Annotated in this window: 23 protein-coding genes, 2 tRNA genes, 1 other RNA gene and 5 pseudogenes; 13 read left to right on the plus strand and 18 right to left on the minus strand. The window is 63.2% G+C overall.

Annotated elements, in window-relative coordinates:
• Positions 1-45 precede the first annotated feature (45 nt).
• Positions 46-121, plus strand: a tRNA-Lys gene (locus LLW23_RS00425).
• Between the two features lie 138 nt (positions 122-259).
• Positions 260-1,324: a hypothetical protein gene (locus tag LLW23_RS00430; protein ID WP_228946842.1), complete on the plus strand. Its 1,065-nt coding sequence runs from the start codon at positions 260-262 to the stop codon at positions 1,322-1,324.
• A gap of 142 nt (positions 1,325-1,466) precedes the next feature.
• On the opposite strand, the gene LLW23_RS00435 is transcribed toward LLW23_RS00430, so the two are convergent.
• The 3 genes from LLW23_RS00435 to LLW23_RS00445 all read right to left on the minus strand — a co-directional run bounded on the left by LLW23_RS00435 (position 1,467) and on the right by LLW23_RS00445 (position 4,365).
• Positions 1,467-1,934, minus strand: coding sequence for a hypothetical protein (locus tag LLW23_RS00435; RefSeq protein WP_228946843.1), 468 nt, complete (start codon positions 1,932-1,934; stop codon positions 1,467-1,469).
• Between the two features lie 200 nt (positions 1,935-2,134).
• On the minus strand, positions 2,135-3,454 hold the full coding sequence (locus LLW23_RS00440; RefSeq protein WP_228946844.1) for an Eco57I restriction-modification methylase domain-containing protein: 1,320 nt from the start codon (positions 3,452-3,454) through the stop codon (positions 2,135-2,137).
• 8 nt (positions 3,455-3,462) lie between these two features.
• The gene (locus tag LLW23_RS00445) at positions 3,463-4,365 is read right to left on the minus strand and encodes a hypothetical protein (RefSeq protein WP_228946845.1); all 903 of its coding nucleotides are present in this window, start codon (positions 4,363-4,365) and stop codon (positions 3,463-3,465) included.
• Positions 4,366-4,524: 159 nt separating this feature from the next.
• Here LLW23_RS00445 and LLW23_RS00450 point away from each other — a divergent pair, with 159 nt between their 5' ends.
• Positions 4,525-4,818, plus strand: coding sequence for a hypothetical protein (locus LLW23_RS00450; RefSeq protein WP_228946846.1), 294 nt, complete (start codon positions 4,525-4,527; stop codon positions 4,816-4,818).
• 159 nt (positions 4,819-4,977) lie between these two features.
• On the opposite strand, the gene lepA is transcribed toward LLW23_RS00450, so the two are convergent.
• Positions 4,978-6,774: a translation elongation factor 4 gene (gene lepA, locus LLW23_RS00455; protein ID WP_228946847.1), complete on the minus strand. Its 1,797-nt coding sequence runs from the start codon at positions 6,772-6,774 to the stop codon at positions 4,978-4,980.
• Between the two features lie 159 nt (positions 6,775-6,933).
• Here lepA and LLW23_RS00460 point away from each other — a divergent pair, with 159 nt between their 5' ends.
• Complete coding sequence (locus LLW23_RS00460) at positions 6,934-7,713, plus strand: CsgG/HfaB family protein (protein WP_228946848.1); 780 nt, start codon at positions 6,934-6,936, stop codon at positions 7,711-7,713.
• A 19-nt stretch (positions 7,714-7,732) separates the two neighbouring features.
• On the opposite strand, the gene LLW23_RS00465 is transcribed toward LLW23_RS00460, so the two are convergent.
• A complete protein-coding gene (locus LLW23_RS00465) occupies positions 7,733-8,266 on the minus strand; it encodes an AAA family ATPase (protein ID WP_228946849.1) in 534 nt (177 codons plus the stop codon).
• A complete protein-coding gene (pnuC, locus tag LLW23_RS00470) occupies positions 8,263-8,838 on the minus strand; it encodes a nicotinamide riboside transporter PnuC (RefSeq protein ID WP_228946850.1) in 576 nt (191 codons plus the stop codon). Before pnuC ends, LLW23_RS00465 begins: the two co-directional genes overlap by 4 nt.
• Before the next feature lie 194 nt (positions 8,839-9,032).
• Between pnuC and LLW23_RS00475 the strand changes: the two genes are divergently transcribed.
• Positions 9,033-9,109: transfer RNA gene (locus LLW23_RS00475), tRNA-Pro, on the plus strand.
• Between the two features lie 174 nt (positions 9,110-9,283).
• On the opposite strand, the pseudogene LLW23_RS00480 reads toward LLW23_RS00475, so the two are convergent.
• From LLW23_RS00480 to LLW23_RS00490, 3 genes and pseudogenes are all read right to left on the minus strand, one after another.
• Positions 9,284-9,604, minus strand: a pseudogene (locus LLW23_RS00480) (integrase core domain-containing protein); the annotation flags it as partial.
• 38 nt (positions 9,605-9,642) lie between these two features.
• A protein-coding gene (locus LLW23_RS00485) for an IS3 family transposase (RefSeq protein WP_408641937.1) occupies positions 9,643-10,760 on the minus strand; the annotation gives its coding sequence in 2 pieces (ribosomal slippage) (positions 9,643-10,505 and positions 10,505-10,760; 1,119 coding nt in all).
• Positions 10,761-10,985: 225 nt separating this feature from the next.
• Positions 10,986-11,552 (minus strand): annotated as a pseudogene (locus LLW23_RS00490) (IS3 family transposase); the annotation flags it as partial.
• Positions 11,553-11,738: 186 nt separating this feature from the next.
• On the opposite strand from LLW23_RS00490, the gene LLW23_RS00495 reads away from it, so the two are divergent.
• A complete protein-coding gene (locus tag LLW23_RS00495) occupies positions 11,739-12,464 on the plus strand; it encodes a class I SAM-dependent methyltransferase (RefSeq protein ID WP_228946851.1) in 726 nt (241 codons plus the stop codon).
• 539 nt (positions 12,465-13,003) lie between these two features.
• The gene (locus tag LLW23_RS00500; RefSeq protein ID WP_228946852.1) at positions 13,004-14,440 is read left to right on the plus strand and encodes a sugar transferase; all 1,437 of its coding nucleotides are present in this window, start codon (positions 13,004-13,006) and stop codon (positions 14,438-14,440) included.
• Between the two features lie 268 nt (positions 14,441-14,708).
• Here the strand turns inward: LLW23_RS00500 and LLW23_RS00505 are convergent.
• Positions 14,709-15,826 (minus strand): IS3 family transposase gene (locus LLW23_RS00505; RefSeq protein ID WP_408641937.1). Its coding sequence is split into 2 segments (ribosomal slippage): positions 14,709-15,571 and positions 15,571-15,826, totalling 1,119 coding nucleotides; the frame shifts between segments, so codons are not numbered across the junction.
• A 78-nt stretch (positions 15,827-15,904) separates the two neighbouring features.
• Positions 15,905-16,770 (minus strand): annotated as a pseudogene (locus LLW23_RS00510) (IS3 family transposase); the annotation flags it as partial.
• Positions 16,771-16,926: 156 nt separating this feature from the next.
• Between LLW23_RS00510 and LLW23_RS00515 the strand changes: the two are divergent.
• The 4 genes and pseudogenes from LLW23_RS00515 to mtgA all read left to right on the plus strand — a co-directional run.
• Positions 16,927-17,493 (plus strand): annotated as a pseudogene (locus LLW23_RS00515) (IS3 family transposase); the annotation flags it as partial.
• A 348-nt stretch (positions 17,494-17,841) separates the two neighbouring features.
• A pseudogene (locus LLW23_RS00520) lies at positions 17,842-18,455 on the plus strand (IS5 family transposase); the annotation flags it as partial.
• Positions 18,456-18,923: 468 nt separating this feature from the next.
• A complete protein-coding gene (locus LLW23_RS00525; protein ID WP_228946853.1) occupies positions 18,924-19,136 on the plus strand; it encodes a hypothetical protein in 213 nt (70 codons plus the stop codon).
• Between the two features lie 140 nt (positions 19,137-19,276).
• Complete coding sequence (gene mtgA, locus LLW23_RS00530; protein ID WP_228948642.1) at positions 19,277-19,948, plus strand: monofunctional biosynthetic peptidoglycan transglycosylase; 672 nt, start codon at positions 19,277-19,279, stop codon at positions 19,946-19,948.
• A gap of 24 nt (positions 19,949-19,972) precedes the next feature.
• Here the strand turns inward: mtgA and LLW23_RS00535 are convergent, their stop codons facing one another.
• The 6 genes from LLW23_RS00535 to LLW23_RS00560 form a co-directional block, all read right to left on the minus strand.
• A complete protein-coding gene (locus tag LLW23_RS00535; protein WP_408642055.1) occupies positions 19,973-20,245 on the minus strand; it encodes a YbaB/EbfC family nucleoid-associated protein in 273 nt (90 codons plus the stop codon).
• Between the two features lie 59 nt (positions 20,246-20,304).
• On the minus strand, positions 20,305-21,948 hold the full coding sequence (locus LLW23_RS00540) for a DNA polymerase III subunit gamma/tau (RefSeq protein ID WP_228946855.1): 1,644 nt from the start codon (positions 21,946-21,948) through the stop codon (positions 20,305-20,307).
• 224 nt (positions 21,949-22,172) lie between these two features.
• Positions 22,173-22,266: signal recognition particle sRNA small type (gene ffs / locus LLW23_RS00545), an RNA gene on the minus strand.
• Positions 22,267-22,316: 50 nt separating this feature from the next.
• On the minus strand, positions 22,317-22,619 hold the full coding sequence (locus tag LLW23_RS00550) for a 2Fe-2S iron-sulfur cluster-binding protein (RefSeq protein WP_228946856.1): 303 nt from the start codon (positions 22,617-22,619) through the stop codon (positions 22,317-22,319).
• Positions 22,616-23,701 (minus strand): cysteine desulfurase family protein, encoded by a 1,086-nt coding sequence (locus tag LLW23_RS00555; RefSeq protein ID WP_228946857.1) that lies wholly within the window; start codon positions 23,699-23,701, stop codon positions 22,616-22,618. Before LLW23_RS00555 ends, LLW23_RS00550 begins: the two co-directional genes overlap by 4 nt.
• A complete protein-coding gene (locus tag LLW23_RS00560; protein ID WP_228946858.1) occupies positions 23,698-24,882 on the minus strand; it encodes a cysteine desulfurase family protein in 1,185 nt (394 codons plus the stop codon). The genes LLW23_RS00555 and LLW23_RS00560 overlap by 4 nt, the downstream gene beginning before the upstream one ends.
• A gap of 74 nt (positions 24,883-24,956) precedes the next feature.
• Between LLW23_RS00560 and LLW23_RS00565 the strand changes: the two genes are divergently transcribed.
• Together LLW23_RS00565 and LLW23_RS00570 are read left to right on the plus strand one after the other, a co-directional pair.
• Entirely contained in the window at positions 24,957-25,613 is a 657-nt protein-coding gene (locus tag LLW23_RS00565) for an alpha/beta hydrolase (RefSeq protein ID WP_228946859.1), read from the plus strand.
• Positions 25,610-26,092, plus strand: coding sequence for a hypothetical protein (locus LLW23_RS00570; protein WP_228946860.1), 483 nt, complete (start codon positions 25,610-25,612; stop codon positions 26,090-26,092). The genes LLW23_RS00565 and LLW23_RS00570 overlap by 4 nt, the downstream gene beginning before the upstream one ends.
• A 3-nt stretch (positions 26,093-26,095) precedes the next feature.
• Here LLW23_RS00570 and LLW23_RS00575 read toward each other — a convergent pair whose 3' ends face one another.
• A complete protein-coding gene (locus LLW23_RS00575; RefSeq protein ID WP_228946861.1) occupies positions 26,096-26,275 on the minus strand; it encodes a hypothetical protein in 180 nt (59 codons plus the stop codon).
• Positions 26,276-26,281 lie beyond the last annotated feature (6 nt).

The raw sequence follows: 26,281 nt of genomic DNA on the forward strand, positions 1-26,281 counted from the left end.
AACCGCCCGCTTCCCGATCGCGGGCAGCCGCCCGATCCGATCAATGGACGCATAGCTCAGTTGGTAGAGCAGCTGACTCTTAATCAGCGGGTCCTTGGTTCGAGCCCAAGTGCGTCCACCATTTTCCAATGGCTTAGTATAAATCGCTACCCCGGCCCGACGCCGGGGGAAGCAACCCCGCGTGTCGCGCGACGCCGACTGACGCCCCCCGCCTCCAAAGGCTGTCCTACAACCCCCGTTCCGCGATATCCCCGCGGCCATGCAACAGTGGATCTCAGCCGAGCATCCGTCCCCCGCCCTCCCCGCTCCCGCGGGCGACCCCGCCCCCGCGGACCCGCTCGCCTTCGCCCCGCTGACCTTCAAACCAGTCCCCCGCAAATATCGCTTCGACGGCTGGACGGCGGAGCGCCAGCGCGCCTTCATCGCCGCGCTTGCCGAGCTCGGCTCGGTCAAGGCCGCCTGCCAGCGCATCAACCTCGCCACGACCGGCGCCTATCACTTGCGGAGGCAGCCCGGCGCAGACGGCTTCCGCGCCGCCTGGGAAGCCGCGCTCGCCAGCGGCGTGCAGCGCCTCGCCGACATCGCCATCGACCGCGCGATCGAGGGCACCCCCGTCCCCGTCTTCTACCACGGCGAGCAGGTCGGCGAGCGCCGCCGCTACAATGATCGCCTGCTCATGTTCATCATGAAGCACCACATGCCCGGCCGCTACGGCACCGCGGCGCTCCCCGGCGGCACCAAGCATCCCGAAACGATCGCGCGCGAAGCCGCCGCCGGCTGCCCCGCCTGCAAGGAGCGCGCCGCGGCCGATGCGCGCAAGGCCGCGGCGCACGCCGAAGCCGCCAAGCAGTCCAGGCTCGAATTCGCCGCCGAGATCCTGCGCACCTACACGTTGAAGGTCGCCGCCGAGCGCCGCGACCGCATCGCCGGCAACATCGTCGGCGCCGATTTCTACCTGCGCCAGCTGAGCTTCTGGGAATTGATTCTCGAAGGCTGCGGCAACCGCGCCGACCTCATCAAGCTCTACACCACCCGCGAAGGCCTGCAGCCCGGCGACGAGGTGTGGGTGCGCGCCGGCCCGCTCAGCCAGACGCTCGACGACATCCGCCGCGAGGCCTGGGCCGCCGCCGGCGAACCACCCCGCCCCCCGCTCGACCTGCGCGAGCGATACCAGTGGAGCGGCATTACCGGCGGCTCCACGGTCCGCGAGCGCGAACGCGCGCGCGTGGAAGCGCAGCGCCAGATCGCGGCGGCGCAGGCCGTGTGGGAGGCGTGTCGGAGCGATGAGACTTGGGCGCGGTTCAAGGCCGATTCAGAGAGCTAGGCGAAGCTTGGCGACTGGCGCGGAAGCGACGCCCGGCCGACGACCGCCCGGCGGCGCCGGGCGTGTCGCTCGACACCAGCTGCGTCTGTTCACTGGCTTAACACCTGCGCGAACAACTCACTGTCAGGAAGCTCAAGCTGCGTCACAGCGGAAGCAATGCGTCGACGAGACGCTCGATCGTTTCCGCCACGCCGTCTGCTTCCAGCATTTGCCGGATCAAGCGTCGCTTCGTGGTGAAGTGCGCGTCTTCGGGCAGTTCGACACGCCTTGCTACTTCAGCGGCGTGCAGCGCCGCTGTTGCGAGGTCTGCATGCACCGCATCGCTCGCGTCAAACTCGGGAATCGGCAGCGTCCACACGAGATTATCGAAATCGCGCGGATCACGCTGTCCCACCGGCTGAAGATCACGGACGCGATCGAGCACAATCCGTGTATTGATGACAGCAGCGAGATAAGCGGCTTCTTCAACCGAACGGGCAGCACACCAGTACAGCTTCGTGTCGACGATAACGTCGTCGTCCTCGATCCAACAAGCACTCAACCGTGTCCCGGCCTTCGTGTAAAGAACACGAACTGGCGCTCGACTGCCTTGCGCGCGGAGCGTGCCCATTGCACCGACGCGCTCAGCAAGTGACATTCGAGCATTGCCCTCGATATCCTTGTTGCTGTGCTCATTCCACTTCGCTTCAGCATCAGTCAGCCAAGCGGCTAGCCCACGGTATCCCCGAGCATTGGCGCTGGCCGCGCTGAGAATCGCGCCATCCTCAAGAGGAATTACCCCGTTCGTCAGCCCGAGGACGCAGTAGGGCGCTATGGACTCGCCAACGCGATCCGGCGTACGAACGCACGTTCAACCGGGCCCTCGGGTGGTTCCACCGTGGTCCACGGCCGCTTGTCCAGGCTTCCGACACGACCACGCACGCGCGGCGCATCGCGGCGGCTTTGCAGGCGGCCCGAGACGACGTGCTCAACCAGGAAGAAGCGGCGTGGGCTGAGGCTTGCGCCCTGTCGAAACCGCCTCCGATACGGCGATGCGGAAATCAGCGTTCGCGGACGCGGCCATGCGGCCCGTACGTGATCAAGCGCCCCCGCCGCTTCGGCCTCAGTGGCGTCGCGTCGGGGAAGCACACCCACCCAACGATCGAAGTTCGTTGGCGGCGGTCCAGTGCGGTCACGCTCGCCGAACAGCACGCACGTGCTCGTGGTGCTGCTTCCCGACTGTGCACCGAAGATCGGCCAAACGCGTTCGAGCCCCCAGCCGCCAGTGATTGCCACGCGCACGCGCTGCATGCTTCCGTCGCGCAAAGCAGCGAAAACCGGCGCGTTGAGTGCAGCGTAGGGCACGACGAGCGCTAACGTACCGCCTTCTCGCAGATAGCGTTCAGCCCCGCGTGCCCAGAACAGCGCAAACATATCCTGGTGCGTCGCAAGGCTGCCGCCGACCCAAAGGTTATAGCTCTGCAGCGCCTCCCGCAGCCGGTCTTTCATCTCCGCGCTTAGATGGCGGTAGACGATCCATGGCGGGTTGCCGATCAGCACATCGGCGCGGTTATCGGGATGCGACAGCCAGACCGGACGCAGCAGATTGCGCAGGATGAAGGTCCAGATGTGGTTGCGGCCGTCGAGAAATAGCTGCTTCAATTGCGCGAAGGTCCGGCCAAGCATCGCGGCGTCTTCCGCAGTCGCGCCGGCGCGAGCGATTGCATCTCGGATCGCCTCTGGCTCAGCGAGCGTGTCGAGACCACGATTGAGTTCGTCGAGCGCCCGTTCGAACAAAAGCTGGTCGCTCGCCAGCCCGGCCGGGATGCGCAACGGCGGATCGTTCGGCGGTACGTCCACTAGCACTTCGGCCGATGCGCCCAGCGGGCGCAGACTCCATTGCATCGAATCGCCCATGTAGACGGGCACGCTCAGCGTCGGCGGCCGATCCTGCACCAGATCGCCAAGTGCCAGCAGCCAGGTGACGCGCGCGAGCGCGACGGCGACTGGGTGTACATCAATCCCAAACACGCGATCCGCGCAAGTTGCGACGATTTCGGCCGGTGGCAGCCCGGCCGCACGCCCGGCGGCGATCAGCCGACGTATCGCATGGAACAGGAAAGTGCCCGAACCGCACGACGGATCGAGCACGCGCTGCGCTAGCGGATGCGGGACCGCTGCCGAGACGACGCGCGCCGCCAGCCAATCGGGCGTGTATACTCGCCGAGATCATGACGCTCGTCGGGATCTATCAGGCTCTCGTAAAGACTCTTGAGCACGTCGACTTCAACGTCGCGAAGGCGAAAGCGCACGGTCTCATTTGCCAGCGAATGCACAAGCGCCGCGCCGCCCTCGGCCAGTAGCGGCCAGTCGAAGAAATCGGCTTCGACAGCCCCAACGATCCCTTCATTCGTCAGCAACCGACCGGACAGCATCTCCGACGGATCGTCGATCGCCAGATCGAGCACGCGCGCCGCGATCGCTTTCACAAGGATGGTTAGATAGGTGTGCTGCAGGAAGAGAGCGTCGCTACCGACATCGTCGCCATAAACTTGGCGCAGCAATCCCTCCCAAAGATCGCGCTTCAGTCGAACTTCGGGATGGTCGCTGACTTCGGCCCATAGGCGTCGAAGTTCCGCATGCGCGCGGCCGAAGGCAAGGCTGTGCCGTCCAAAGGTGAGCGCCACCGCGATTGGCGTCGGCATCACCTCGGGAACTGGCGCGAGCAGCGGTTCAAGCCAACTCAACAGCCGTTCGGGATGCTCGGCCTCGACGTCGTAGCGGCCGATCGGCGCGAGCGTGCCGCGATCGAGCGTATAGGCCAGCAAGGTCGCGCCATCGGTGGCAAGACCGACAGTGGTTCGGCCGGCCCCGCTTCGACGGGCGGCGTCGGCTAGATAATCTGGCATGCGCGCGATGACATCGCGTTCCTCGCGGCGCAGGTCGCTCTTTAGCTCAATTACGGTGGCGCCCCACGCCACATCAATGCGACCGCTGTTATCGACGAGATAGCGCTCGTGTTCCAACTCACTGAATGCCGCGCCAAAGCCTTCGCGCAGCAACTCTGTAATCAGACCGCGCAGCGCCTCATGCCGTGGTCGCGACACCATCGAGCGGACGATTTCGCGCAGGCGGTCCCCGCGCCATCCGTTTGTCACTTTTCCCCCTCGCTCGGTGGCTCAACCGTTGCTGCCACATGCTCAACGGCATAGGCTGCCAACATGCAGTACACGCAAGAAGACCTGTTCGCGCAAGACGATGCCGAACGCAACAAGCTGTCGGAATCGCGGCGTTTAGCGATACGGTCGCGCCTCATGGCGACATTGGCGATGCTCGAAGCGACCGCTACCTTTCCATGGGACGATCCACTTGATGCAGTGCATGAGGAGAACCGGTTCCAACGCGAAACCGAGATGTTAGGTGAAGAGGGAGAGGCTCTATGGGCGCTCTTCGATAAACAGATGGACCGACTATACGCCACGCAAAACGTTTCGGACGCAAGAGCTGCAGAGTAGACTTAAGTGACGGCATGAAGCCACCACGCCGCGGCAAAGCCGCGTCGTCGATCGACACGCCCGGTGAATCCGGGCGGTCGTCGGCCGGGCCCGGCGCTGATCCGCGTCTAGCTCGGCGATTGCTGGCGCAATCCCCTCCCTAATCGCGGGCGCTCGGCCTCAGCCTTCATCCCCCATCCGCAACGCCGCGATAAACGCCTCCTGCGGAATGCTCACCGAGCCATATTCGCGCATCCGCTTCTTGCCTTCCTTCTGCTTCTCCAGCAGCTTCTTCTTGCGGCTCGCGTCGCCGCCATAGCATTTCGCGGTCACGTCCTTGCGCATCGCCGCGATCGTCTCGCGCGCGATCACCTTGCCGCCGATCGCCGCCTGGATCGGGATCTTGAACAGGTGGCGCGGGATCAGGTCCTTCAGCCGTTCGCACATGCCGCGCCCGCGGCTCTCCGCGGTGCCGCGGTGGACGATCATGCTCAGCGCGTCGACCGGCTCGTTGTTCACCAGGATGCTCATCTTCACCAGGTCGCCGTCGCGATAGCCGATCTGGTGATAGTCGAAGCTGGCATAGCCGCGGCTGATGCTCTTCAGCCGGTCGTAGAAATCGAACACCACTTCGTTCAGCGGCAGCTCGTACGTCGCCTGCGCGCGCCCGCCGACATACGTCAGGTTCTTCTGGATGCCGCGGCGGTCCTGGCACAGCTTCAGGATGCTGCCGAGATATTCGTCGGGCACGTAGATCGTCGCCTCGATCCACGGCTCGGCGATCATCTCGATCTTGTTGGGATCGGGCATGTCGGCCGGGTTGTGCAGCTCCAGCTGCCCGGCGCCGTGCGCAAGCGCGATCTCATAGACGACGCTCGGCGCGGTGGTGATCAGGTCGAGGTCGTATTCGCGCGTCAGCCGCTCCTGGATGATCTCGAGGTGCAGCAGCCCCAGGAAGCCGCAGCGGAAGCCGAAGCCCAATGCGGCGCTCGTCTCCATCTCGAAGCTGAACGATGCGTCGTTCAGCCGCAGCCGGCTGATCGATTCGCGCAATTTCTCAAAGTCGTTGGCGTCGACCGGGAAGAGGCCGCAGAAAACCACCGGCTGCACTTCCTTGAACCCGGGCAGCGCCTGCAGCGCGGGGCGCTTGGTGTCGGTCAGCGTGTCACCGACGCGCGCCTGCGCCACGTCCTTGATCTGTGCGGTGATGAAGCCGATCTCGCCCGGGCCGAGGTCCGCCAGCTGCTCGATCTTGGGGCGGAAACAGCCCACGCGATCCACCAGGTGCCGCGTGCCGGCCTGCATGAAGGTCACTTCCTGGCCCTTCTTCAGCATCCCGTCGATCACGCGCACCAGGATTACGACGCCGAGGTACGGATCGTACCACGAATCGACCAGCATCGCCTTCAGCGGCGCGTCGCGGTCGCCCTCGGGCGGCGGGATTCGCTCGACGATCGCGTCGAGGATCTCCTCGATCCCGATCCCCGCCTTGGCGCTGGCGAGCACCGCGCCGCTCGCGTCGAGGCCGATCACGTCCTCGATTTCCTTGCGCACCTTCTCGGGTTCGGCCGCGGGCAGGTCGATCTTGTTGATGACGGGCACGATTTCATGGTCGTGCTCGATCGATTGGTAGACGTTGGCGAGCGTCTGCGCCTCCACCCCCTGCGCCGCGTCCACGACGAGCAGCGCGCCCTCGCATGCGGCGAGGCTGCGGCTGACTTCATAGGCGAAGTCGACGTGCCCTGGCGTGTCCATCAGGTTCAGGACATGGCCTTTCCAATCCAGGCGCACCGTCTGCGCCTTGATGGTGATCCCGCGCTCCTTCTCGATGTCCATGTTATCAAGCACTTGGGCGGACATCTCGCGGGCGGTGAGCCCGCCTGTCTGTTGGATCAGCCGGTCGGCAAGCGTCGACTTGCCATGGTCGATATGCGCGATGATCGAGAAGTTACGGATCTTGGAAAGCTCAGTCGCCACGAAGTTCTGCCGGATTGAAGGGATCGCCGCGGGCGTTAGCACCTCCACGGGCGGATGCCAAAGCCGCGTCTGGCGGCGGCATCGCAACGATGCTACGGGCAGCCGTCGCAACGACGCCTGACGGTCGCAAACGCCGCGGGCGAAATCACGGGGGATTTCATGCGTACACCATTCATCGCCGCCACCTTTGCCGTCTTGCTGGCGTCGACGCCCGCACTCGCGCAGAACAAGGGCTCGTCCGCGCATCAGGCGCAGCAAAAGGGCGAAGCGCAGATCCCGGTCTGCACGAAGCGCCTTGGCTCGCTCGCGATCGTCGAACCCGACAATCAGTGGTGGCGCGAATTCAACCTCGGCAGCCCGGAAAATATCATCAAGATCTTCGTCCAGAAGTCCGGCTGCTTCACCATGGTCAATCGCGGCCGCGCGATGATGAACCGCAACATGGAACGCGCGATGGCCGATGCGGGCGAGCTGCAGGGCGGCTCGAACCTCGGCAGGGGACAGGTGAAGGCAGCGGATTACTTCCTCCAGCCCGACATCGTCACCGCGAACCGCAATTCGGGCGGCGGCGGCATCGGCGGTGTGCTCGGTGGAGTGGGTGGGTTGTTCGGCGGCGCCGGCCGCGCACTCGGCGCGATCGCCGGCGGCATCAACGTCAAGAAGGGCGAGGCGAAGACCACGCTCAGCCTCGTCAACGCTCGGACCACCGAGGAAGAGGCGCTGACGGAAGGCTATGCCCGCAAGTCGGATGTCAGCTTTGGCGCGGGTGGCGGGTTATTCTCGGGCGGCACCTTCGGCGGTGCGGCCGGCGGCGGTTATCAGGATACCGCGATCGGCCAGATCATCGTGCTGAGTTACCTCGACGCTTACATCAAGCTCGTCGGGCAACTCGGCGGACTTCCTGCGAACGCCGCCGCGGCGGCACCGCGCGCGCAGTAACTCGCTGGCGGAGCGGGTATCAGGCCGCTCCGCCGCCCGCCATGTGGCGCTTAATAGCGTCGAGTGCGACGAGATCTCTCCTCACGCCCTGCCCGCTCACCAACTCCCACCGCAGCCCGCGGCGATCAAGCGCACGCCGCGACAGGTCGAAAAACTTCTGCCGAGTCGCGGGCGAACCGAACATCCGCGTTCCGTCTGCCTCCCAGGGTAGGTCGATATCGAACAACAGGTAGAGATCCGCGGTGTTGGTCCAGTGATCAAACCACGGATCGCGTCGCCCGAACATCATGTCGGCCCACACCGCGCTCATCAACGGGTCGGTATCGAGGATTACCGGGAGCCGCCCCGCCGCAACTGCTGCACGCGTCTTCAGATCGTGGGCATGGCCGATCATAACCAGACCCGCCATGGTGAGATCGGTACCATAGCGCTCGCAATACGTGCGGCCGAACTCCTCAACGCAATCAGAATTAAACTGCCGCGCTAGCCGTAGCGCCATTGTCGACTTACCCGTGGATTCCGGGCCATGAAGACAGATCGTGCGGAGCGTCATCTCGCATCACCGCGCTCGTTGCGAAAGGCTGCGCGCCAGCTCACCAGGCCGGCAATCGCAAGCGCCAGGTAAATCAAGTAAAGTCCCGCGAAAAGTTGTAGGCCTTTGGCCAGGTAAAGCGGGATGGACGCAAGGTCCACCGCGATCCACAACCACCAACTTTCCAGCGCACGACGCGCCATCAGCAGTTGTGCTGTTACGCTGACCGCGGCGATCGAGGCGTCCCACCGTGGGTAAGATGCGTCGGTGAGGCGGTTCATCGCCACCGCTAGGACTATGCCACCAAACAACGTCGAAACGGCCCAAGCCAAGCGACTCGCGTTCGTCATTGTCACGACCTTCGCAGCGTTTAACGCACCACGGACCTGTCGCCATTGCTGCCAGCCGTAGAGATTGGCAATTGCGAAGAACATCTGCAACGCTGCGTCGCTGTACAGCCCTGTTTCGAACACAACGATGCCGAGCAGTGAAACGGACGCGATCCCAACCGGAAACGTCCAGATACTGCGGAGCGCCGCGAGCGCGACGCAGGCGATCCCCATCAAGGTAGCAAGCCATTCGAGCAACGACATAGCCGGGGCTGCTAAGCACGCTTGTCTTGACTCGCCAAGCCGCTAACAAGCGTACATCGCGTCACCTTGAAAACGATGCAGCGAGAGCGATCCAAGCTACGAAAGCCGAGCGATAAATCGCCTCTTGCTGCCACAACTTTCGCTGATATAAGCCGCGCCCTGCCGACTGCCCTTGGGCCGGACGGCATCTTGGTCGGGGGATAGCTCAGCCTGGTAGAGCGCTGCGTTCGGGACGCAGAGGCCGGAGGTTCGAATCCTCTTTCCCCGACCAACATCATATCTTCTAGGGCTAGTGGCTGAGTAGGGTCTCTTCACCTTTAGACGAAACGCCAAGTGACCTGCTCCCCGTTTTCAGGCCGCTGATAAGTTAGCTTCGGTGTCCTCATGCCCCTGGCGGGGGCGGTTGGTTGAGCTGCTACCTGTTCTTGGACCACTTCGCTGGCTGTCATCCAGCTTCTGCCGGCAGCGGCGGGCCATGTGCCGCTGACCGGTTCACTAGCGATATCGGCGGTTTGTTGCCGATGGCGCTATGCGGTCGCACCTCATTGTAGTCTCTGCGCCAAGTCTCGCATTTTCGGACGGCATCGTCGAGGCTCATGAACCAGTGCTGGTTCAGGCATTCCGCCCGGAATTTGCCGTTGAAGGACTCGATGAACGCATTGTCGGTCGGCTTGCCGGGCCGACTGAAGTCGAGCGTGACGCCGCGCGTATACGCCCACAGGTCGAGGTCACGCGAGATGAACTCGCTGCCTTGATCGACACGGATCTGAGCTGCTACCCGTTCTTGGACCACTTCGCTGGCTGTCATCCAGCTTCTGCCGGCAGCGGCGGGCCATGTGCCGCTGACCGGTTCACTAGCGATATCGGCGGTTTGTTGCCGATGGCGCTATGCGGTCGCACCTCATTGTAGTCTCTGCGCCAAGTCTCGCATTTTCGGACGGCATCGTCGAGGCTCATGAACCAGTGCTGGTTCAGGCATTCCGCCCGGAATTTGCCGTTGAAGGACTCGATGAACGCATTGTCGGTCGGCTTGCCGGGCCGACTGAAGTCGAGCGTGACGCCGCGCGTATACGCCCACAGGTCGAGGTCACGCGAGATGAACTCGCTGCCTTGATCGACACGGATCGACGCTGGGAAGCCCACCTCGCTGCATACCCGTTCGAGCACTTCCACCACGTCGGGAGCCCGGAAGCCGAACCGCGGAACAACCGCCGGCGAGAACCGGCTGAAGGTGTCGACCACGGTCAAGATGCGCAGCTTCGATCCCGTGGCGAGTTGGTCATGGACGAAGTCCATGGCCCACACTTCATTCGAACAAGACGCCGCGCAGCGGCCTTCTCTCAGCTTCGCCTTCACCCGGCGCTTCGGTGGCTTATGCCGCAGCTGTAGCCCCATCTCTTTGTAAAGCCGATAGATCCGCTTCGCGTTCACGTCCCAGCCCTCCCGCCGGAGCAGCACATGGATGCGGCGATAACCATAACGCACCCGCGTCTCGGCGATCTCCCTCATCCGCTTCTTCAGATCGGCCTGATCGGCGCGGCGCCCACGATAGTGGTAGCTCGATCGTTCCGCCCGAAGCACGCCGCACGCCCGCCTGATGCTGACTTGCCAGGTGCTTCGAACATCGTCGACGAGCTGCCGACGCCGGTCAGGCCTCAGAGCTTTCGCGAGACGACATCCTGCAACATCGCCTTGTCGAGGCTGAGATCAGCGACCAGCCGCTTCAGCTTGGCATTTTCCTCTTCAAGCTGGCGCAACCGCCGCATCTCGGACGGCATCAACCCCGCATACTTCTTGCGCCAGGCATAGAACGTCGCCTCGCTGATCCCGGTCTTCCGACACACCTCGCCGACGGTCGTGCCGTCTTCGGCCTGCTTCAACACGAAGGCGATCTGCGCCTCCGAAAACTTCGACCTTTTCATCACTCGCTCCGCTTCTCTGGCCCTCCGATCATAACTGGAATTTTCCAGCTCAAAACGGTCCAGGAAACGAGCAGCAGGTCACTCATGCCCCTGGCGGGGGCGGTTGGTGAACTCGGCGGGTGCCATGCCGCCAAGGCTGCTGTGCGGGCGCACGGTGTTGTAGAGAGGTTGCTCGGTTTGTCTGGACAGGTTCACGGCTTGGATAAGTGGACTGCCGCTGGTTGATCATGCCGCTGCGAGAAGCGGCTGGTTGAAGTATATCTGGTCGGGCGTGCGGCCGCCAAGCGCGGAGTGCGGCCTAACGGCATTGTAGAACCCGATGTAGCGGCTGATGCCGGCGCGGGCCTCGGGAACCGAGGCATAGGCGTTGAGGTACACCTCCTCATATTTCACCGAGCGCCAGAGGCGCTCCACGAACACGTTGTCGCGCCAGCACCCCTTACCGTCCATGCTGATCGCGATCTTCTCGCGGTGGAGGACGGCGGTGAAGGCGGCACTCGTGAACTGCGAGCCCTGATCGCTGTTGAAGATGGCGGGCTTGCCGTAGCGGGTCAGCGCCTCCTCCAGCGCCTCGATGCAGAACCCGACATCGAGCGAGATCGACACCCGCCACGCCAGCACGCGCCGGCTGAACCAGTCGACGATGGCGACGAGGTAGACGAAGCCACGCGCCATCGGCACATACGTAATGTCCGTCGCCCAGACCTGGTTCGGCCGGATCACCGCGAGCTTGCGCAGCAGGTACGGATAGATCTTGTGCCCCGGTGCCGGCGTCGAAGTGTTCGGCCGGCGCGCCTTTCACGGCAGCCAACGCCACCTTGGCCTTGAATGCCGGGCTGTGGTTCCAGCGGGGTCGTTTGCTCATCTTGCCTCCTTCTCGCGGCCAGCACGGCCGCTGTCAGATCGGCAATCCACTTATCCCCGATGTTCAGATCCCCCGAGCCACCTCTCAACAGCCATGCCGCGACTTTTGCCAAGATGATGATCGAAGGCACGGCGGGCAATTCCGCAACTCGAAAGCCAGTGATCGCCGTCTTTGGAGCCGGGGAAATCGGCTACGGCTCCGAAGAACTATATGAGTCTTCAGAGATCGAAGTCATGTCCTTCGATATATACGCTTCACCAAACATCTCGTTCGTTGCTGACGCGCATGCGATCCCCTTGCAGGACGCGTCAGTCGATGCGGTCTGGATTCAAGGCATCCTCGAACTGGTAGTAGATCCGCGCAGGGTCGTGGGGGAGGCTGTCCGGATCCTGAAGCCGGGCGGATTGATGTTCACTGACACAGCTTTCATGTGGCCGGTGTGTGAGCAGGCATATGACTTCAATCGCTGGTCGCCGAGCGGTCTCCGCTGGCTGTTCCGCGATTTCGACGTGCTTTCGGCTGGACAATCGACTGGGCCCGGGACGATGGCCGTGCTTTCGATCCGTTACTTGATGCAGTCTCTGCTTCGCAGCACCAAATTGGGACAGATCGCAGCCTTCCCCTTCGTGTGGCTTAGGCTACTCGACTCAGTATGTGACGATCGTCGCGCGCTGGACGCGTCTGTCGGCATGTTCATTTTCGGGCGAAAGCGATCGCAGCCAATCGGCATTGATGAATTGCTCGCCTATTATGAACAGCAGCCTAACCTGAAACGGGACGTCAAAAAACTTTCGCGCGACCGCAATAAACGCGAAGCGCTACTCGCCTTACCGCGGTGACAATTCAAATAACCATCGTAGTAAGTGCAATCACCGCCCACAGAATTGCTGCGAGGCCAAACCAAAGCCCAATACGACTAGTCTCGATTGCCCGTTCTGGCGCCAGTTCGGCCTTAACCCCGTCAGACGAAACATCATTATTGTGCAGCGCAAAACGCACAACTCGTTGGCGACGATCCATGACCACTTTACAGCCTCTCCAGGATTTTTGCGATGATCTTCGTTTTACATGTGTCAAATTGACGAATTAATAACAGTGCGATTACCGAGCAAAATTGCATCGAGATTAAGTGACGCTTGAGGAGGAATGCGTGGCACCCTTACGCTGTAGCAACCACTCCAAGCCGTCGTCCGCACAGTGAAAATCTTCTTTGATAGACGCAGCGAAACAGTCATTGTTCCGCGGCATGAGAAAGAATGCCGCAATTGCAACGCTTCGTCGCGCCTGGCCATTTAGGCAATTGCACCTTGACCCCTAATCTGTGCTAAGCAATGCACACTATCAGGGCTAATCGCGGTGGGAGTTAAGCCTCAATGGCATGACCCAACTCGCCCGCAGAGATGAAACAGGGGGGCATGCGTCAACCATGTCCGAAATTCTATTGTCGCAAGAATGGTTAAGGCCCGTTGAGGCGGGTACTACCGCCATAGAAGATAAGCGTACCTTGCGGCTGCGCTTCTATTTTGTCTTGTTCATATGTGACGTCTTGTCGCTAACGACGGGGTTCGCTGTCGGGCGTGGGATCGTTGAAGCACGTGGATATCCTGTCGAGAGCTTCTCTTTACTCGCGGCGATCGTGCCAATTTATCTGCTGCTCGCGACAAGAACCTTCAATGCCAACACATTGGAGCGATGGCGCAGCGCGACATGGATCGCTTGCGCCAATTTGCTCACTGCTTTTTTTGTTACAATATTTGTAGCTTTCCTGCTCAAGGAGATCAGTCCGATCTCGCGCTTGAGTGCCGTGATCACGTTCCTGTGCTCGGCCGCCTTGCTGCTTTTGTGCCGCAGCATGATTGGTGTGTGGAGTGACCGTGTTTTTTGTGGCTCGGCACTTAGCCGCATGCTCATTCTCGACGGGGTGAACATCCCTCTACCCGAAGGCCTGAAAATTGTCTCGAGTGAGCCAGTCGAAACATCGCAGAGCTCGATCCATCCGTTGGCGCTGGACCGGCTCGCACGACAGCTCAAGGGTATCGACGAGGTGTTCATCGCGTGCCCGCCAGACCGACGGAGTGATTGGTCCTCGGTGCTGAAGGGAAGTAGCGTCAAAGCTGAGATCTTGATCCCCGAGCTCGATATGATTGGGGTAATTGGCAACAAGCATTTCGCCGGGATCGCGACTGTACTTGTGTCGGCGGGTGGCCTGCAACTTCGCGACCGAATCGTGAAGCGGATCTTGGATCTTACTCTCGTCGTGCCCGCGGTGCTGTTTCTCGTCCCACTGTTTGTTCTGGTCGCCGTTCTGATCAAGCTAGATAGCAACGGACCGGTTTTCTTCGTTCAAAACCGCGTCGGCGAGGGCAATCATATGTTCTCGATGTTCAAATTCCGCAGCATGCGGGCCTCGTTATCCGATAGCGACGGCAATGTCTCGACGGCGCGAGACGACGCACGGGTCACGAGGATCGGCAAGTTCATTCGATCGACGAGCATCGATGAGTTGCCGCAGCTTTTCAACATTCTGCGTGGCGACATGAGCTTCGTCGGACCGCGCCCCCATGCCATCGGCTCGCTCGCGGGCGATCAGTTATTCTGGGAAGTCGACCGGCGCTATCACCACCGCCATGTCTGCAAGCCGGGCCTTACGGGGTTGGCGCAGGTCCGCGGATTTCGAGGGGCAACGCACCGCCGGGAAGATCTGGTCAACCGACTCGATGCGGATCTCGAATACGTCAACGGCTGGAGCCTGATGCGGGACATGATGATCCTGCTTGCGACGTTGAAAGTCGTGGTCCACCGCAACGCTTTTTGATCGCGTTAAACTTCGTAATCGGCATATCTAGCTAGGGGCGCGGGATCAATCACCATGCTCACGAACATCGTGGCGGGTATAACGAGCAGTACCCATGCCCCCGAGGGTGGCGCAAGTGGCTCACGGCCCTCGCTCTTCGCCAGCAGCATGAAGGTGCTGACCTGCTCCCCGTTTTCAGGCCGCTGATAAGTTAGCTTCGGTGTCCTCATGCCCCTGGCGGGGGCGGTTGGTTGAGCTGCTACCCGTTCTTGGACCACTTCGCTGGCTGTCATCCAGCTTCTGCCGGCAGCGGCGGGCCATGTGCCGCTGACCGGTTCACTAGCGATATCGGCGGTTTGTTGCCGATGGCGCTATGCGGTCGCACCTCATTGTAGTCTCTGCGCCAAGTCTCGCATTTTCGGACGGCATCGTCGAGGCTCATGAACCAGTGCTGGTTCAGGCATTCCGCCCGGAATTTGCCGTTGAAGGACTCGATGAACGCATTGTCGGTCGGCTTGCCGGGCCGACTGAAGTCGAGCGTGACGCCGCGCGTATACGCCCACAGGTCGAGGTCACGCGAGATGAACTCGCTGCCTTGATCGACACGGATCGACGCTGGGAAGCCCACCTCGCTGCATACCCGTTCGAGCACTTCCACCACGTCGGGAGCCCGGAAGCCGAACCGCGGAACAACCGCCGGCGAGAACCGGCTGAAGGTGTCGACCACGGTCAAGATGCGCAGCTTCGATCCCGTGGCGAGTTGGTCATGGACGAAGTCCATGGCCCACACTTCATTCGAACAAGACGCCGCGCAGCGGCCTTCTCTCAGCTTCGCCTTCACCCGGCGCTTCGGTGGCTTATGCCGCAGCTGTAGCCCCATCTCTTTGTAAAGCCGATAGATCCGCTTCGCGTTCACGTCCCAGCCCTCCCGCCGGAGCAGCACATGGATGCGGCGATAACCATAACGCACCCGCGTCTCGGCGATCTCCCTCATCCGCTTCTTCAGATCGGCCTGATCGGCGCGGCGCCCACGATAGTGGTAGCTCGATCGTTCCGCCCGAAGCACGCCGCACGCCCGCCTGATGCTGACTTGCCAGGTGCTTCGAACATCGTCGACGAGCTGCCGACGCCGGTCAGGCCTCAGAGCTTTCGCGAGACGACATCCTGCAACATCGCCTTGTCGAGGCTGAGATCAGCGACCAGCCGCTTCAGCTTGGCATTTTCCTCTTCAAGCTGGCGCAACCGCCGCATCTCGGACGGCATCAACCCCGCATACTTCTTGCGCCAGGCATAGAACGTCGCCTCGCTGATCCCGGTCTTCCGACACACCTCGCCGACGGTCGTGCCGTCTTCGGCCTGCTTCAACACGAAGGCGATCTGCGCCTCCGAAAACTTCGACCTTTTCATCACTCGCTCCGCTTCTCTGGCCCTCCGATCATAACTGGAATTTTCCAGCTCAAAACGGTCCAGGAAACGAGCAGCAGGTCACTCATGCCCCTGGCGGGGGCGGTTGGTGAACTCGGCGGGTGCCATGCCGCCAAGGCTGCTGTGCGGGCGCACGGTGTTGTAGTCCGTCCGCCATGCCTCGATGATCCGCCTCGCCGCAGCCAGCAAGGGGAACAGGTGCTCGTTCAAACACTCGTCGCGCAAGCGACCATTGAACGATTCCACAAAGCCGTTCTGCTGCGGCTTACCGGGCGCGATGTAGTGCCACTCGACGCCAGTGTCCTGGCACCAGGCGAGTACAGCGTGACTGGTCAGTTCGGTGCCGTTATCGCTGACCACCATGCACGGCAGCCCGCGACGCTCGGCGATAGCGCTAAGCTCACGGATGACGCGCCGGCCCGACAGCGAGGTGTCGACGATACATGCCAGGCATTCCCGGCTGTAATCGTCGATGACGTTCAACATGCGAAAGCGCCGGCCGCAGGCCAATGCATCCGACACGAAGTCGAGCGGGTTCGGTTCCTGCGGGATCGCCATTGGTGCCCGCGTGCCGAGCGCCCGCTTGCGGCCGCCACGTTTGCGCACCGCCAGCCGCTCCTCGCGGTACAGCCGGTAGATCTTCTTCAGATTCATGCCCTTGCCTTCAAGCATGAGCAGGATCGCCAGCCGACGATAGCCGAACCGCCGACGCTCGTTCGCGATCTCGCGCAACCGCTCGCGGACAGCATCATCCTTTCCGCGAAGCGGCTCATATTGCCACGCCGACCGATTGACCCCGACCAGCCTGCAGGCGCGACGCTCGGAGAAGCCGTGGTCGGCCATCAGCTTCTCCACCGCAGCGTAGCGCTCCGCAGACCGGATCAGCTTTTTCCCAGCAGATCCTTCAGTGCCGACACGTCCAGCAGAGGTGGCTCGGGGGATCTGAACATCGGGGATAAGTGGATTGCCGATCTGACAGCGGCCGTGCTGGCCGCGAGAAGGAGGCAAGATGAGCAAACGACCCCGCTGGAACCACAGCCCGGCATTCAAGGCCAAGGTGGCGTTGGCTGCCGTGAAAGGCGCGCCGGCCGAACACCTCGACGCCGGCACCGGGGCACAAGATCTATCCGTACCTGCTGCGCAAGCTCGCGGTGATCCGGCCGAACCAGGTCTGGGCGACGGACATTACGTATGTGCCGATGGCGCGTGGCTTCGTCTACCTCGTCGCCATCGTCGACTGGTTCAGCCGGCGCGTGCTGGCGTGGCGGGTGTCGATCTCGCTCGATGTCGGGTTCTGCATCGAGGCGCTGGAGGAGGCGCTGACCCGCTACGGCAAGCCCGCCATCTTCAACAGCGATCAGGGCTCGCAGTTCACGAGTGCCGCCTTCACCGCCGTCCTCCACCGCGAGAAGATCGCGATCAGCATGGACGGTAAGGGGTGCTGGCGCGACAACGTGTTCGTGGAGCGCCTCTGGCGCTCGGTGAAATATGAGGAGGTGTACCTCAACGCCTATGCCTCGGTTCCCGAGGCCCGCGCCGGCATCAGCCGCTACATCGGGTTCTACAATGCCGTTAGGCCGCACTCCGCGCTTGGCGGCCGCACGCCCGACCAGATATACTTCAACCAGCCGCTTCTCGCAGCGGCATGATCAACCAGCGGCAGTCCACTTATCCAAGCCGTGAACCTGTCCAGACAAACCGAGCAACCTCTGAAAGACTTCTGGCGCTGCGGGGTAGTTTCGGCGAACATTGTGTCGATCATTCGGCTTGGATCGCTTGACGATCTCCCGATCACTTGGCTACCGGGGACCTCGGGCATACGCTATCTGGCCGATCCGTTCGGGCTTTGGCGCAACGACAAGTTGCATGTCTTCGCCGAACAGTTCGATTATAAGTACGGCGTCGGGCGAATTAACGTCATGGTTCTTAACCGCAGCATGAAAATCGTCAAACAACGTACCGTAGTGCGAGATGTTCAGATCCCCCGAGCCACCTCTGCTCCCAGTGCCTACGGCCCTCATAAGACGCTGTACAACCGATGGAAGCGGTGGGGTGAGCGAGGTGTGTTCGTCCGCATGATGGAGGGGCTGGCGGCGGCCGACGCCGAGCCGAAGACGGTCATGATCGACGCGACGTACCTCAAGGCGCACCGCACGGCATCGAGCCTGCGGGTAAAAGGGGGGACCTCGGCCGACTGATCGGCCGCACCAAAGGCGGTATGAACACGAAGCTCCACGCCATTGCCGATGCGGACGGCCGCCCGTTGAGCTTCTTCATGACCGCAGGCCAAGTCAGCGACTACACCGGCGCGGCAGCGCTGCTCGACGATTTGCCAAGAAGAGCCCAGTGGCTACTCGGCGACCGTGGCTACGACGCTGACTGGTTCAGGGACGCCCTGCAAGCGAAGGGCAACCAGCCCTGCATCCCAGGCCGGAGCTCTCGCAACGAGCCGGTCAGATACGACAAACGCCGCTACCGGCGTCGCAGCCGCATCGAGATCATGTTCGGGCGGCTCAAGGACTGGAGGCGAGTCGCCACTCGCTATGACCGCTGCCCCACCGCGTTCTTCTCTGCCGTCGCCCTCGCAGCCACCGTTATATTCTGGCTGTGATCAACAAGTCCTGACCCTAAGCACAATTCCGTCATAGCGGCGTTTTATCTCCGCCGCCCGGGCGCCAACCATATCGTTGCCCGTCGGAACCGACCGTGCGTTTTGGCTGTAGCTCAGCAGCTTCAGCGACGCTTCCAGATGAACGAGATTGTCGACGTTGCGTGACGTGGCACTTTCCCTCACACAACTGATCAGGTGTTTCCGCGACGCCAAAGGTACCGCTCAAACGATTGCCGACAGGCTGGAACAGCAGCCGCATCGGCCGCGCAGGGCCGTAGCGCCGCGCGTGCGCGACGACGCTCCTGCTTCGACCCTTGGCCCGCGACGCCGACCGACTCATTCAATTCCTTGTCCCCCACGTGTGCCGATCATGTTGCTATCGCGCCGGTATAGTCGTGCACGGCCTCGGCGACTTGAATAGGCAAAAGTGCGAAGATAGGTTGCCGTAATCTGTAGACAGGAAAATTGATGGCCGAAGAGAACGTCAAACCGAAGGCAGCACCGTCTGCGCTAACGCTGGAAGTGCGGCAGAAGGCCAAAGAAGCCGCCGCGGCCGACGGTAAAGATTGGGCGAAGCTCTCGAAGGAAGATCGGCTAGAGATCAAGAAGGTCATTCGCGCAGGCATCGAGAAAGAAGACAAGCGCAAGGCGCGCAAGGCTGAAAAGTCCGACGCGGACTAAGAATGATAATGTGCGACGTCATGACGTCGCACATGCCTGCCACACGCCGATAAACACTTCCGGGTCGATCATGACGAGTGGCAGTGACGAGAACAGTTCAACCTTTAAGAAACAAGCAGCGGGGCTCGCGTTTGGTGATAATGCGCGTGCTGCGATTTCTGATCAAGCTGGCGATCTGGTTCGTCGTTCTGTCGTTGATGTGGGTGGTCGTGCTTCGCTTTTTCCCCCCGCCGTTCACCTTCACCATGGCTGGTGATTTGTTGTCCGGCCACTCCGTAACCAAGGACTGGAAGTCGCTGGACAGCATCGATCCCGACATGCCACGCGCTACGATCGCAGGCGAGGACGCCGGATTCTGCGCGCACAATGGCTTTGACTTTAAGGCGATGGCCGGGGCGGCCATGCGAAATGCTCAGGGCGGCCGCATCCGCGGCGGCTCTACGATCAGCCAGCAGACAGCCAAAAACGTCTTCCTGTTCCAAGGTGGCGGCTATGTCCGCAAGGCGTTCGAGGCATGGTTCACGGTGCTGATCGAAGCTGTGTGGGGCAAGCGCCGGATCATGGAAGTTTATCTCAACGTGGCCGAGACCGGCATCGGCACCTATGGCGCCGAAGCTGCAGCGATCCGATACTTCAATCATTCCGCCGATCGGCTGACGCCGAACGAGGCCGGCCGGATTGCTGCCGTCCTGCCGCTGCCGAAGAAGCGAGAAGCGGTAACGCCGCGCGGTTTCGTGCGGCGCCACGGTAATGCGATTGCACGCCAGGTCGGCGTGGTACGGCGCGACGGGCTGGACGCCTGCATTCGCTGACCGCACCGCGCCACGGTGCCGAGATCAGAACGGCAGCTTGAAGCCCGGTGGCAGCGGAAGGCTGCTCGTCATCTTCGACATTTCCTGCGCCGAGGCGGCATCAGCCTTCGTCCGCGCATCGTTGAACGCCGCCGCGATCAGATCCTCGAGCATCTGCTTTTCCGCCGGCACGATCAGCGAATCGTCAAGCTCGACCGACAGGATGCGGCCCTTCGCGGTGGCCTTGATCTTCACCAGGCCGCCGCCGGACACGCCTTCGATCTCGATCTTGTCGAGCGTCGCCTGCGCCTCGTCCATCTGCTTCTGGACATTCTCCGCCGCGCTTTGCGCCGCGGCGAGAAGTTCGTTGATGTCTTTCACGCGTTGTTCCTCTTGTTGGGCCAGTCGATGAGCTCGGCTTCTGGAAAGGCCTCGAGCGCTGCCCTAACCAATGGCGACGCGAGCACCTTTTGTCGCTCGTTCTCCGCCACAATGTCGGCGGTTTCCTTCAATGTCGGTTCGCCGGGCGCGTCGAGCAATGACAGCTTCCACGCTGTGTCAGTGATAGAACGCAACGCAGCCGCGGTTTCCGCGAGCGTATCGGCCGCGATCGGCCGCGAGCCGCTGAACACGATCTCGGGCGGCGCATACCGGACGATGCGCGCACCATGGCCGAGCCGCACCGCGAGCAAATGATGTCCCTGCTGCTCCATCTTTGCGACCAGATCGGCGAACGTTGCGGGCAGCGCCGCCTGCTCACGTTCGACCGGTGCCGGCTCTTGGACCGGGCTAGCAATCGCGCGCGGCGTAGCGGGCTCCGCTCCGGCCGTTTGGCGCATGAGCTGGCCCGGATCGGGCATGCTGCGGGCGTGGACGATGCGCAGCAGCGCCATTTCCGCAGTCTCGATCGGCAACGCGGCGCGCGCGACCTCCTCGTGGCCCTTCAGCAATAGTTGCCACAAGCGATGCAGCAGCGGGAACGACAGCGATTCCGCCCAGCGACGGTAAGCGTCACGCTCCTCGGCGGGTTGCGCGGGATCGTCGGCGGTGCCGACCTTCACCAGCGTGACGCCATGCACCGCCTCCAGCAGCGCGCGCAGCACGCCTTGCGGATCAACCCCGAAATCATATTGCCGGCGCAGCGCGGCCAGTGCGCCAGGCGCATCGCCGGCCATCAGCAACCCAAGCAAATCCCGGATCGCGCCGCGATCGGACAGACCGAGCATATCCCGCACCGCCGCCGCCGCCACACCGCCGCCCTCGAGATCGGCATGCGCGATCGCTTGGTCGAGGATCGACAGCCCGTCGCGTGCAGAACCTTCGGCCGCGCGCGCGATCAGCGCCAGCGCTTCAGGCTCTGCGACCACGCCCTCCTGCGTGCTGACCGAAGCGAAATGCGCCGCGAGCTTGTCCGCAGGAATGCGCCGCAGGTCAAACCGCTGGCAGCGCGACAGCACCGTCACCGGCACCTTGTTCACCTCGGTAGTGGCGAACAGGAATTTCACGTGCCCCGGCGGCTCCTCCAGCGTCTTCAGCAAACCGTTGAAGGCCGCCTTCGACAGCATGTGGACCTCGTCGATGATGTACACTTTGTAGCGCGCGGACACCGCGGCGTAGCGCGATGCCTCGATGATCTCGCGGATGTCGTCGATGCCGGTGTGGCTCGCGGCATCCATCTCGATCACGTCGATGTGGCGGCCCTCGGCGATCGCGCGGCACGGCTCGCACACGCTGCACGGATCGATCGTCGGGTCACCGCTGCCGTCAGGACCGATGCAGTTGAGCGCCTTGGCGATCAGCCGCGCCGTCGATGTTTTTCCGACCCCGCGCACCCCGGTGAGCAGAAACGCATGCGCGATGCGATCGCGCTTGATCGCATTCTCCAGCGTGCGGACCATCGCCTCCTGCCCGATCAGCGCCTGGAACGTCTGCGGGCGATATTTGCGCGCGAGTACGCGATACGCCTCGCCGGTGCGCTTCGGCTGGACCGGCTCGTCGAGGCCGAGGAAGCTGTCGGTCACCTAGCGCCCGCGAATGTTGAGGAAGTTGAGGGTCTCGCGCACTTCCTCACCATACGGGGTTGATGGCCGCGAGTCAGTGGGAAGTTTCGCGGGGCGGGGCATGCGAAGAGCGTGACAGGATTTGGGCATGTAGGACAGCGGGGCGGTGGAGCGCGCCGCGGCGAAGCCGCCTCGTCAGACGGCGCGCTGCGCCGCTGGCCGCGCTCACCTGCTTGGCAGGCTCGCGGTGGGAGCCGGGACGACCCGTGGCGAAATCGTTGTGGCTGCTTCCTTCCGGACCTGACCAAGTTGGCGACGACCACGTCCGCCCGACTCCCGCGTGCCCTATGGCGGAGCGATCGGCTGCGATCAAGATGGTGTCGCTGCGCTCAACCGGGGATGCGCACGGTGATGCTGTCCGACCCGTCGTCGAGGACGATCTGGCACGACAGCCGGCTCGTTCGTGTTGCGCCATAAGCGAGATCGAGCATTTCTTCCTCCTCCCCTGATGCGGGCACGAGGCGCGCGAAATCCTCGGCTGCGACGATCACGTGGCACGTCGCGCAGGCCATAGCGCCTTCGCAGGTTCCTTCGAGCGGCATGCCGATGCGCTGCCCAACATCAAGCAACCGCTCGCCCGGCGATGCCTCGGTCTCGACGAAGCCGTAAGAAGTTTCGAAGCGGACCCTCATGCGGCGATCCGCTGCGAATCGGCCGCCGCGATCAACGTGGTGAGCGCCTCACCCAGCTCGGCTTCCGTGGTGTAGCGGCCAAAACCCAGCCGGATGGAGGCCCGCGCCTCCGCATCGGACAGCCCGATCGCCTTCAGCACGTGGCTCGGCCGGCCCGAGCCGCTGGCGCACGCCGATCCCGCCGAAAAGGCGATGTCGCGACAGTCGCTCATCAGTCGGTTTACATCGAGCCGCTCCCGCCGGACATTAACGTTGCCGTGATACCGATGCTCGGACGACCCGTTGATCGTCCAGCCCACCAGCCGCTCGCTCGCCATCTGCCACAGCCTCTCGACATGCGCCGCATCGGCGTCGTGCCGCTCTGCCATCAATCGCGCCGCGATGCCGAAGCCGACGCACAGCGCAGGGCTGAGCGTGCCCGACCGGCCGCCTTCCTGGTCGCCGCCATGCAGCAGCGGATCGAGCGCGACACCGTCGCGGATCCAGAGCGCGCCAATCCCCTTCGGCCCATGGATCTTGTGCGCTGAGATCGCGATCAGATCGCATTCAGGCGGAATGGCGATGCGACCATAGCCCTGCACCGCATCGCACAGGACGAGGATGCCGCGCTGGCGCGCCATGCGGGTCAACTCGGCGAGCGGTTGCAGGACTCCGATTTCGTTGTTGACCGCCATCGCCGCGAACAACCCCGCACCTTGCCGCAGCACGCGGCGAGCGACCCACAGGTCAATCCGGCCATCGGGCCGCACCGGAAGGACGGTCACTTCGCGACCCGCCGAACCTTCTGACTTCACGGTATCGAGGACGGCGGCGTGCTCGCTGGCGATCGTCACCACCGCGCCAGCCGAGCCCTTCACGGCCCAGTTGAGCGCTTCGGTCGCGCCGCTGGTGAACACCACCCGGCCGCCCGACGGCAGCAGCGCCGCAACCTGCGCGCGCGCCACCTCGACCGCGGCCTTGGCGGCACGACCGATGCGGCTGGGCGAGTGCGGGTTCGCATAATGGTCGCGCAGCCACGGCACCATTGCCTCGAATGCCTCCGGCGCGAGCGGCGTGGTGGCCTGATAATCGAGGTAGATCATGCCGCCAGCATTCGTGCAGACCGGGCGATCGCGCGCCATGCCGCGATGAAGCGATCGACATCGGCCGCGCTTGTCGTCCGCCCGAAGCTGACGCGAATCACCTCGCGCGTCGCCGCCTCGCTCCAGCCCATCGCGCGCAACACGTGGCTTGGCTTCAGGCTGCCGCTCGCGCAGGCGCTGCCGGCCGATACGGCGATCCCGGCGAGATCGAGGCGAATCAGCTGCGCGTTCGCGGCGAGGCCAGGGAGCCGGTAACTGCCGATTGCCGGGTGGCGAGGCGCGCCCTTGCCCACGATGATGCCGCCCGACCGCTCGATCGCATCGTCAAGCCGCGCGCGCAGCGCAGTATGATCCGGCTCCGGCTCGGCCAATGCGGCGGCGTAGCCGAGCGCGGCGGGCAGGTTCTCGGTCCCGGCCCGGTAACCGCGCTCCTGCCCGCCGGTGGGCGTCAGGGTCGCGAGATCGCGGACGAGCAGCGCGCCGATACCTGGCGGGCCGCCGCGCTTGTGCGCCGACAAGGCGACGAAATCGGCATGATCGGCGAGGTCAGTCGAGGGTGGCATTTGCGCGGCGTCGACCAGCAGCAGCGCGCCGGCGGCGTGGATTACGTCGGCGATTGCTTCGATCGGCTGACGCACGCCGGTCTCGCTGTTGCACCATTGGACACAGACGACCGGACGCCCGCCATTCGATTGCCCCCGTCCGACGTTCGTGCCGAGCGAAGTCGAGGCGTCCGCAACCAGCGATGTGCCTGAGGCTTGTCCCTCGACTTCGCTTGTGACGAACGGAGGGGAGGTGAGGGTTTCACGCAGACGCTCTAGGCTAATCGCCCCATCTCCATGGACCGGCACCATATCCGCCGCTTCCCCCGCAGCGCGCATCACCGCATCGTGCTCGACCGCCGAGATGACCCGCCGCCCGGCCACGGCGCGGCCGAGCGCGATCCCAAGCGACTCGCTCGCGCCGCTCGTGAACAGCACTTCGTGTCGCCAGCCATAGGCACCACCAGTCGCCGCCCGTGCGTTTTCCAGGGCGGCGCGCGCGGCGCGGCCCTCGGCGTGCGGCGAGGAGGGATTTGCCCAGTTTGCCATGCCACGCGCCACCGCATCGCGGGCCGCGGCGGTCATCGGTGTCGTCGCGGCGTGATCGAGATAGAGGCGGTCGGGCAAAACTCGTTCCATATTCGGCAAGCTTTCCTATATAGCGCCGCATTCCGCGCGCCACACCCGGCGTCGCCCAGCCGACAAGAGTATTGATGCCCGAAGTGATCTTTCCCGGCCCCGAGGGCCGTCTCGAAGGGCGTTTCGCCCCAGGTCCCAAGCCACGTGCACCGGTCGCGATGATCCTTCATCCGCATCCGACCGCTGGTGGCACGATGAACAATCACATCGTGCAGGCGCTCTACAAGACCTTCCAGCGCCGCGGTTTCGCGACCCTGCGCTTCAACTTCCGCGGCGTCGGCAAGAGCCAGGGCACGTTCGACAATGGCGTCGGCGAACTATCCGACGCGGCGAGCGCGCTCGACTGGGTGCAGAGCTTCCACCCCGAGGCACAGACGACGTGGATCGCCGGGTTCAGTTTCGGCGCGTGGATCGGTATGCAGCTGCTGATGCGTCGTCCTGAGATCCGCGGCTTCATCTCGGTGGCGCCACCGGCGAATCTCTACGATTTCACCTTCCTGGCGCCCTGCCCTTCGTCGGGCATCATCATCCAGGGTGCCGAGGATGAAGTCGCGACGCCGCCTGCGACGCAGAAGCTGGTCGACAAGCTGCGCACCCAAAAGCACATCACGATCCACCACGATACGATCCCGCGCGCAAACCACTTCTTCGAGCACGAGATGCCCGATCTGATGAAGTCGGTGGATAACTACCTCGATATGCGGCTGGATCCGAACTCGCCGATCCGGTGATCTCATCATCACCCGCCAGCGTCCTGACCTGTGCCAGCGTACTTTACGCTGATCGGTCAAACATCTGGCGGGCGATCACCAATCTCGAGTGCATCAACGACGAGTTGCGGCCGATCGCCACGATGCGCGGGCAGCCTGGGCTGGATCGACTCGATAGCGAGGCTTTCGTGCCGAGGCGTCCGCTTGGTCGCTTCACGCTAATGCTGGCGGCGATCGTTCCGGTCGGCCGCATCGACTTGACCCTGGCATCGCTCGATATCGGCGAGGGGTTCGTTGAATGTTCGCCGGTCACTGGCTTGCGCTCGTGGCGTCATGAACGGTCGATATCGATTCATCCGCGTGGCACGTCGCTGCTCGACCGGTTAACCTTCGAGCCGCGCGTTGCACCGGTCGCAACACGCCTATTGATCGCCCGGCTGTTTCGCCACCGCCACCGCCGGCTGCGCCGCCGCTGGGGCGGCACGGCGATCGATGGCTAAGCGCTAGATCGTCCAGATCAGCACGTTGCCGACCAAAACCACCGCCATCACGATCATCAGCCAGCCCTTCTTTGCGTTGCGGCGCGATTTGATCATCCAGCCGCCGCCCAGCGCACTGGCGAAAGCAGCGATCATGGCAATTGCGGGTGCGGCGGCAGCGAGGCCAGTGAAGACGGGGTTCATTGGCGC

Source organism: Sphingomonas radiodurans (assembly GCF_020866845.1).
GTDB classification, from domain to species: Bacteria; Pseudomonadota; Alphaproteobacteria; order Sphingomonadales; family Sphingomonadaceae; genus Sphingomonas; species Sphingomonas radiodurans.

Coding starts and splice junctions, on each gene's coding strand:
- LLW23_RS00430 (WP_228946842.1), top strand. CDS start 260: ATGCAACAGTGGATCTCAGCCGAGCATCCGTCCCCCGCCCTCCCCGCT.
- LLW23_RS00435 (WP_228946843.1), bottom strand. CDS start 1,934: ATGGGCACGCTCCGCGCGCAAGGCAGTCGAGCGCCAGTTCGTGTTCTT.
- LLW23_RS00450 (WP_228946846.1), top strand. CDS start 4,525: ATGCAGTACACGCAAGAAGACCTGTTCGCGCAAGACGATGCCGAACGC.
- LLW23_RS00460 (WP_228946848.1), top strand. CDS start 6,934: ATGCGTACACCATTCATCGCCGCCACCTTTGCCGTCTTGCTGGCGTCG.
- LLW23_RS00465 (WP_228946849.1), bottom strand. CDS start 8,266: ATGACGCTCCGCACGATCTGTCTTCATGGCCCGGAATCCACGGGTAAG.
- pnuC (WP_228946850.1), bottom strand. CDS start 8,838: ATGTCGTTGCTCGAATGGCTTGCTACCTTGATGGGGATCGCCTGCGTC.
- LLW23_RS00495 (WP_228946851.1), top strand. CDS start 11,739: ATGATGATCGAAGGCACGGCGGGCAATTCCGCAACTCGAAAGCCAGTG.
- LLW23_RS00500 (WP_228946852.1), top strand. CDS start 13,004: ATGACCCAACTCGCCCGCAGAGATGAAACAGGGGGGCATGCGTCAACC.
- LLW23_RS00525 (WP_228946853.1), top strand. CDS start 18,924: ATGGCCGAAGAGAACGTCAAACCGAAGGCAGCACCGTCTGCGCTAACG.
- mtgA (WP_228948642.1), top strand. CDS start 19,277: ATGCGCGTGCTGCGATTTCTGATCAAGCTGGCGATCTGGTTCGTCGTT.
- LLW23_RS00535 (WP_408642055.1), bottom strand. CDS start 20,245: ATGGACGAGGCGCAGGCGACGCTCGACAAGATCGAGATCGAAGGCGTG.
- LLW23_RS00550 (WP_228946856.1), bottom strand. CDS start 22,619: ATGAGGGTCCGCTTCGAAACTTCTTACGGCTTCGTCGAGACCGAGGCA.
- LLW23_RS00555 (WP_228946857.1), bottom strand. CDS start 23,701: ATGATCTACCTCGATTATCAGGCCACCACGCCGCTCGCGCCGGAGGCA.
- LLW23_RS00560 (WP_228946858.1), bottom strand. CDS start 24,882: ATGGAACGAGTTTTGCCCGACCGCCTCTATCTCGATCACGCCGCGACG.
- LLW23_RS00565 (WP_228946859.1), top strand. CDS start 24,957: ATGCCCGAAGTGATCTTTCCCGGCCCCGAGGGCCGTCTCGAAGGGCGT.
- LLW23_RS00575 (WP_228946861.1), bottom strand. CDS start 26,275: ATGAACCCCGTCTTCACTGGCCTCGCTGCCGCCGCACCCGCAATTGCC.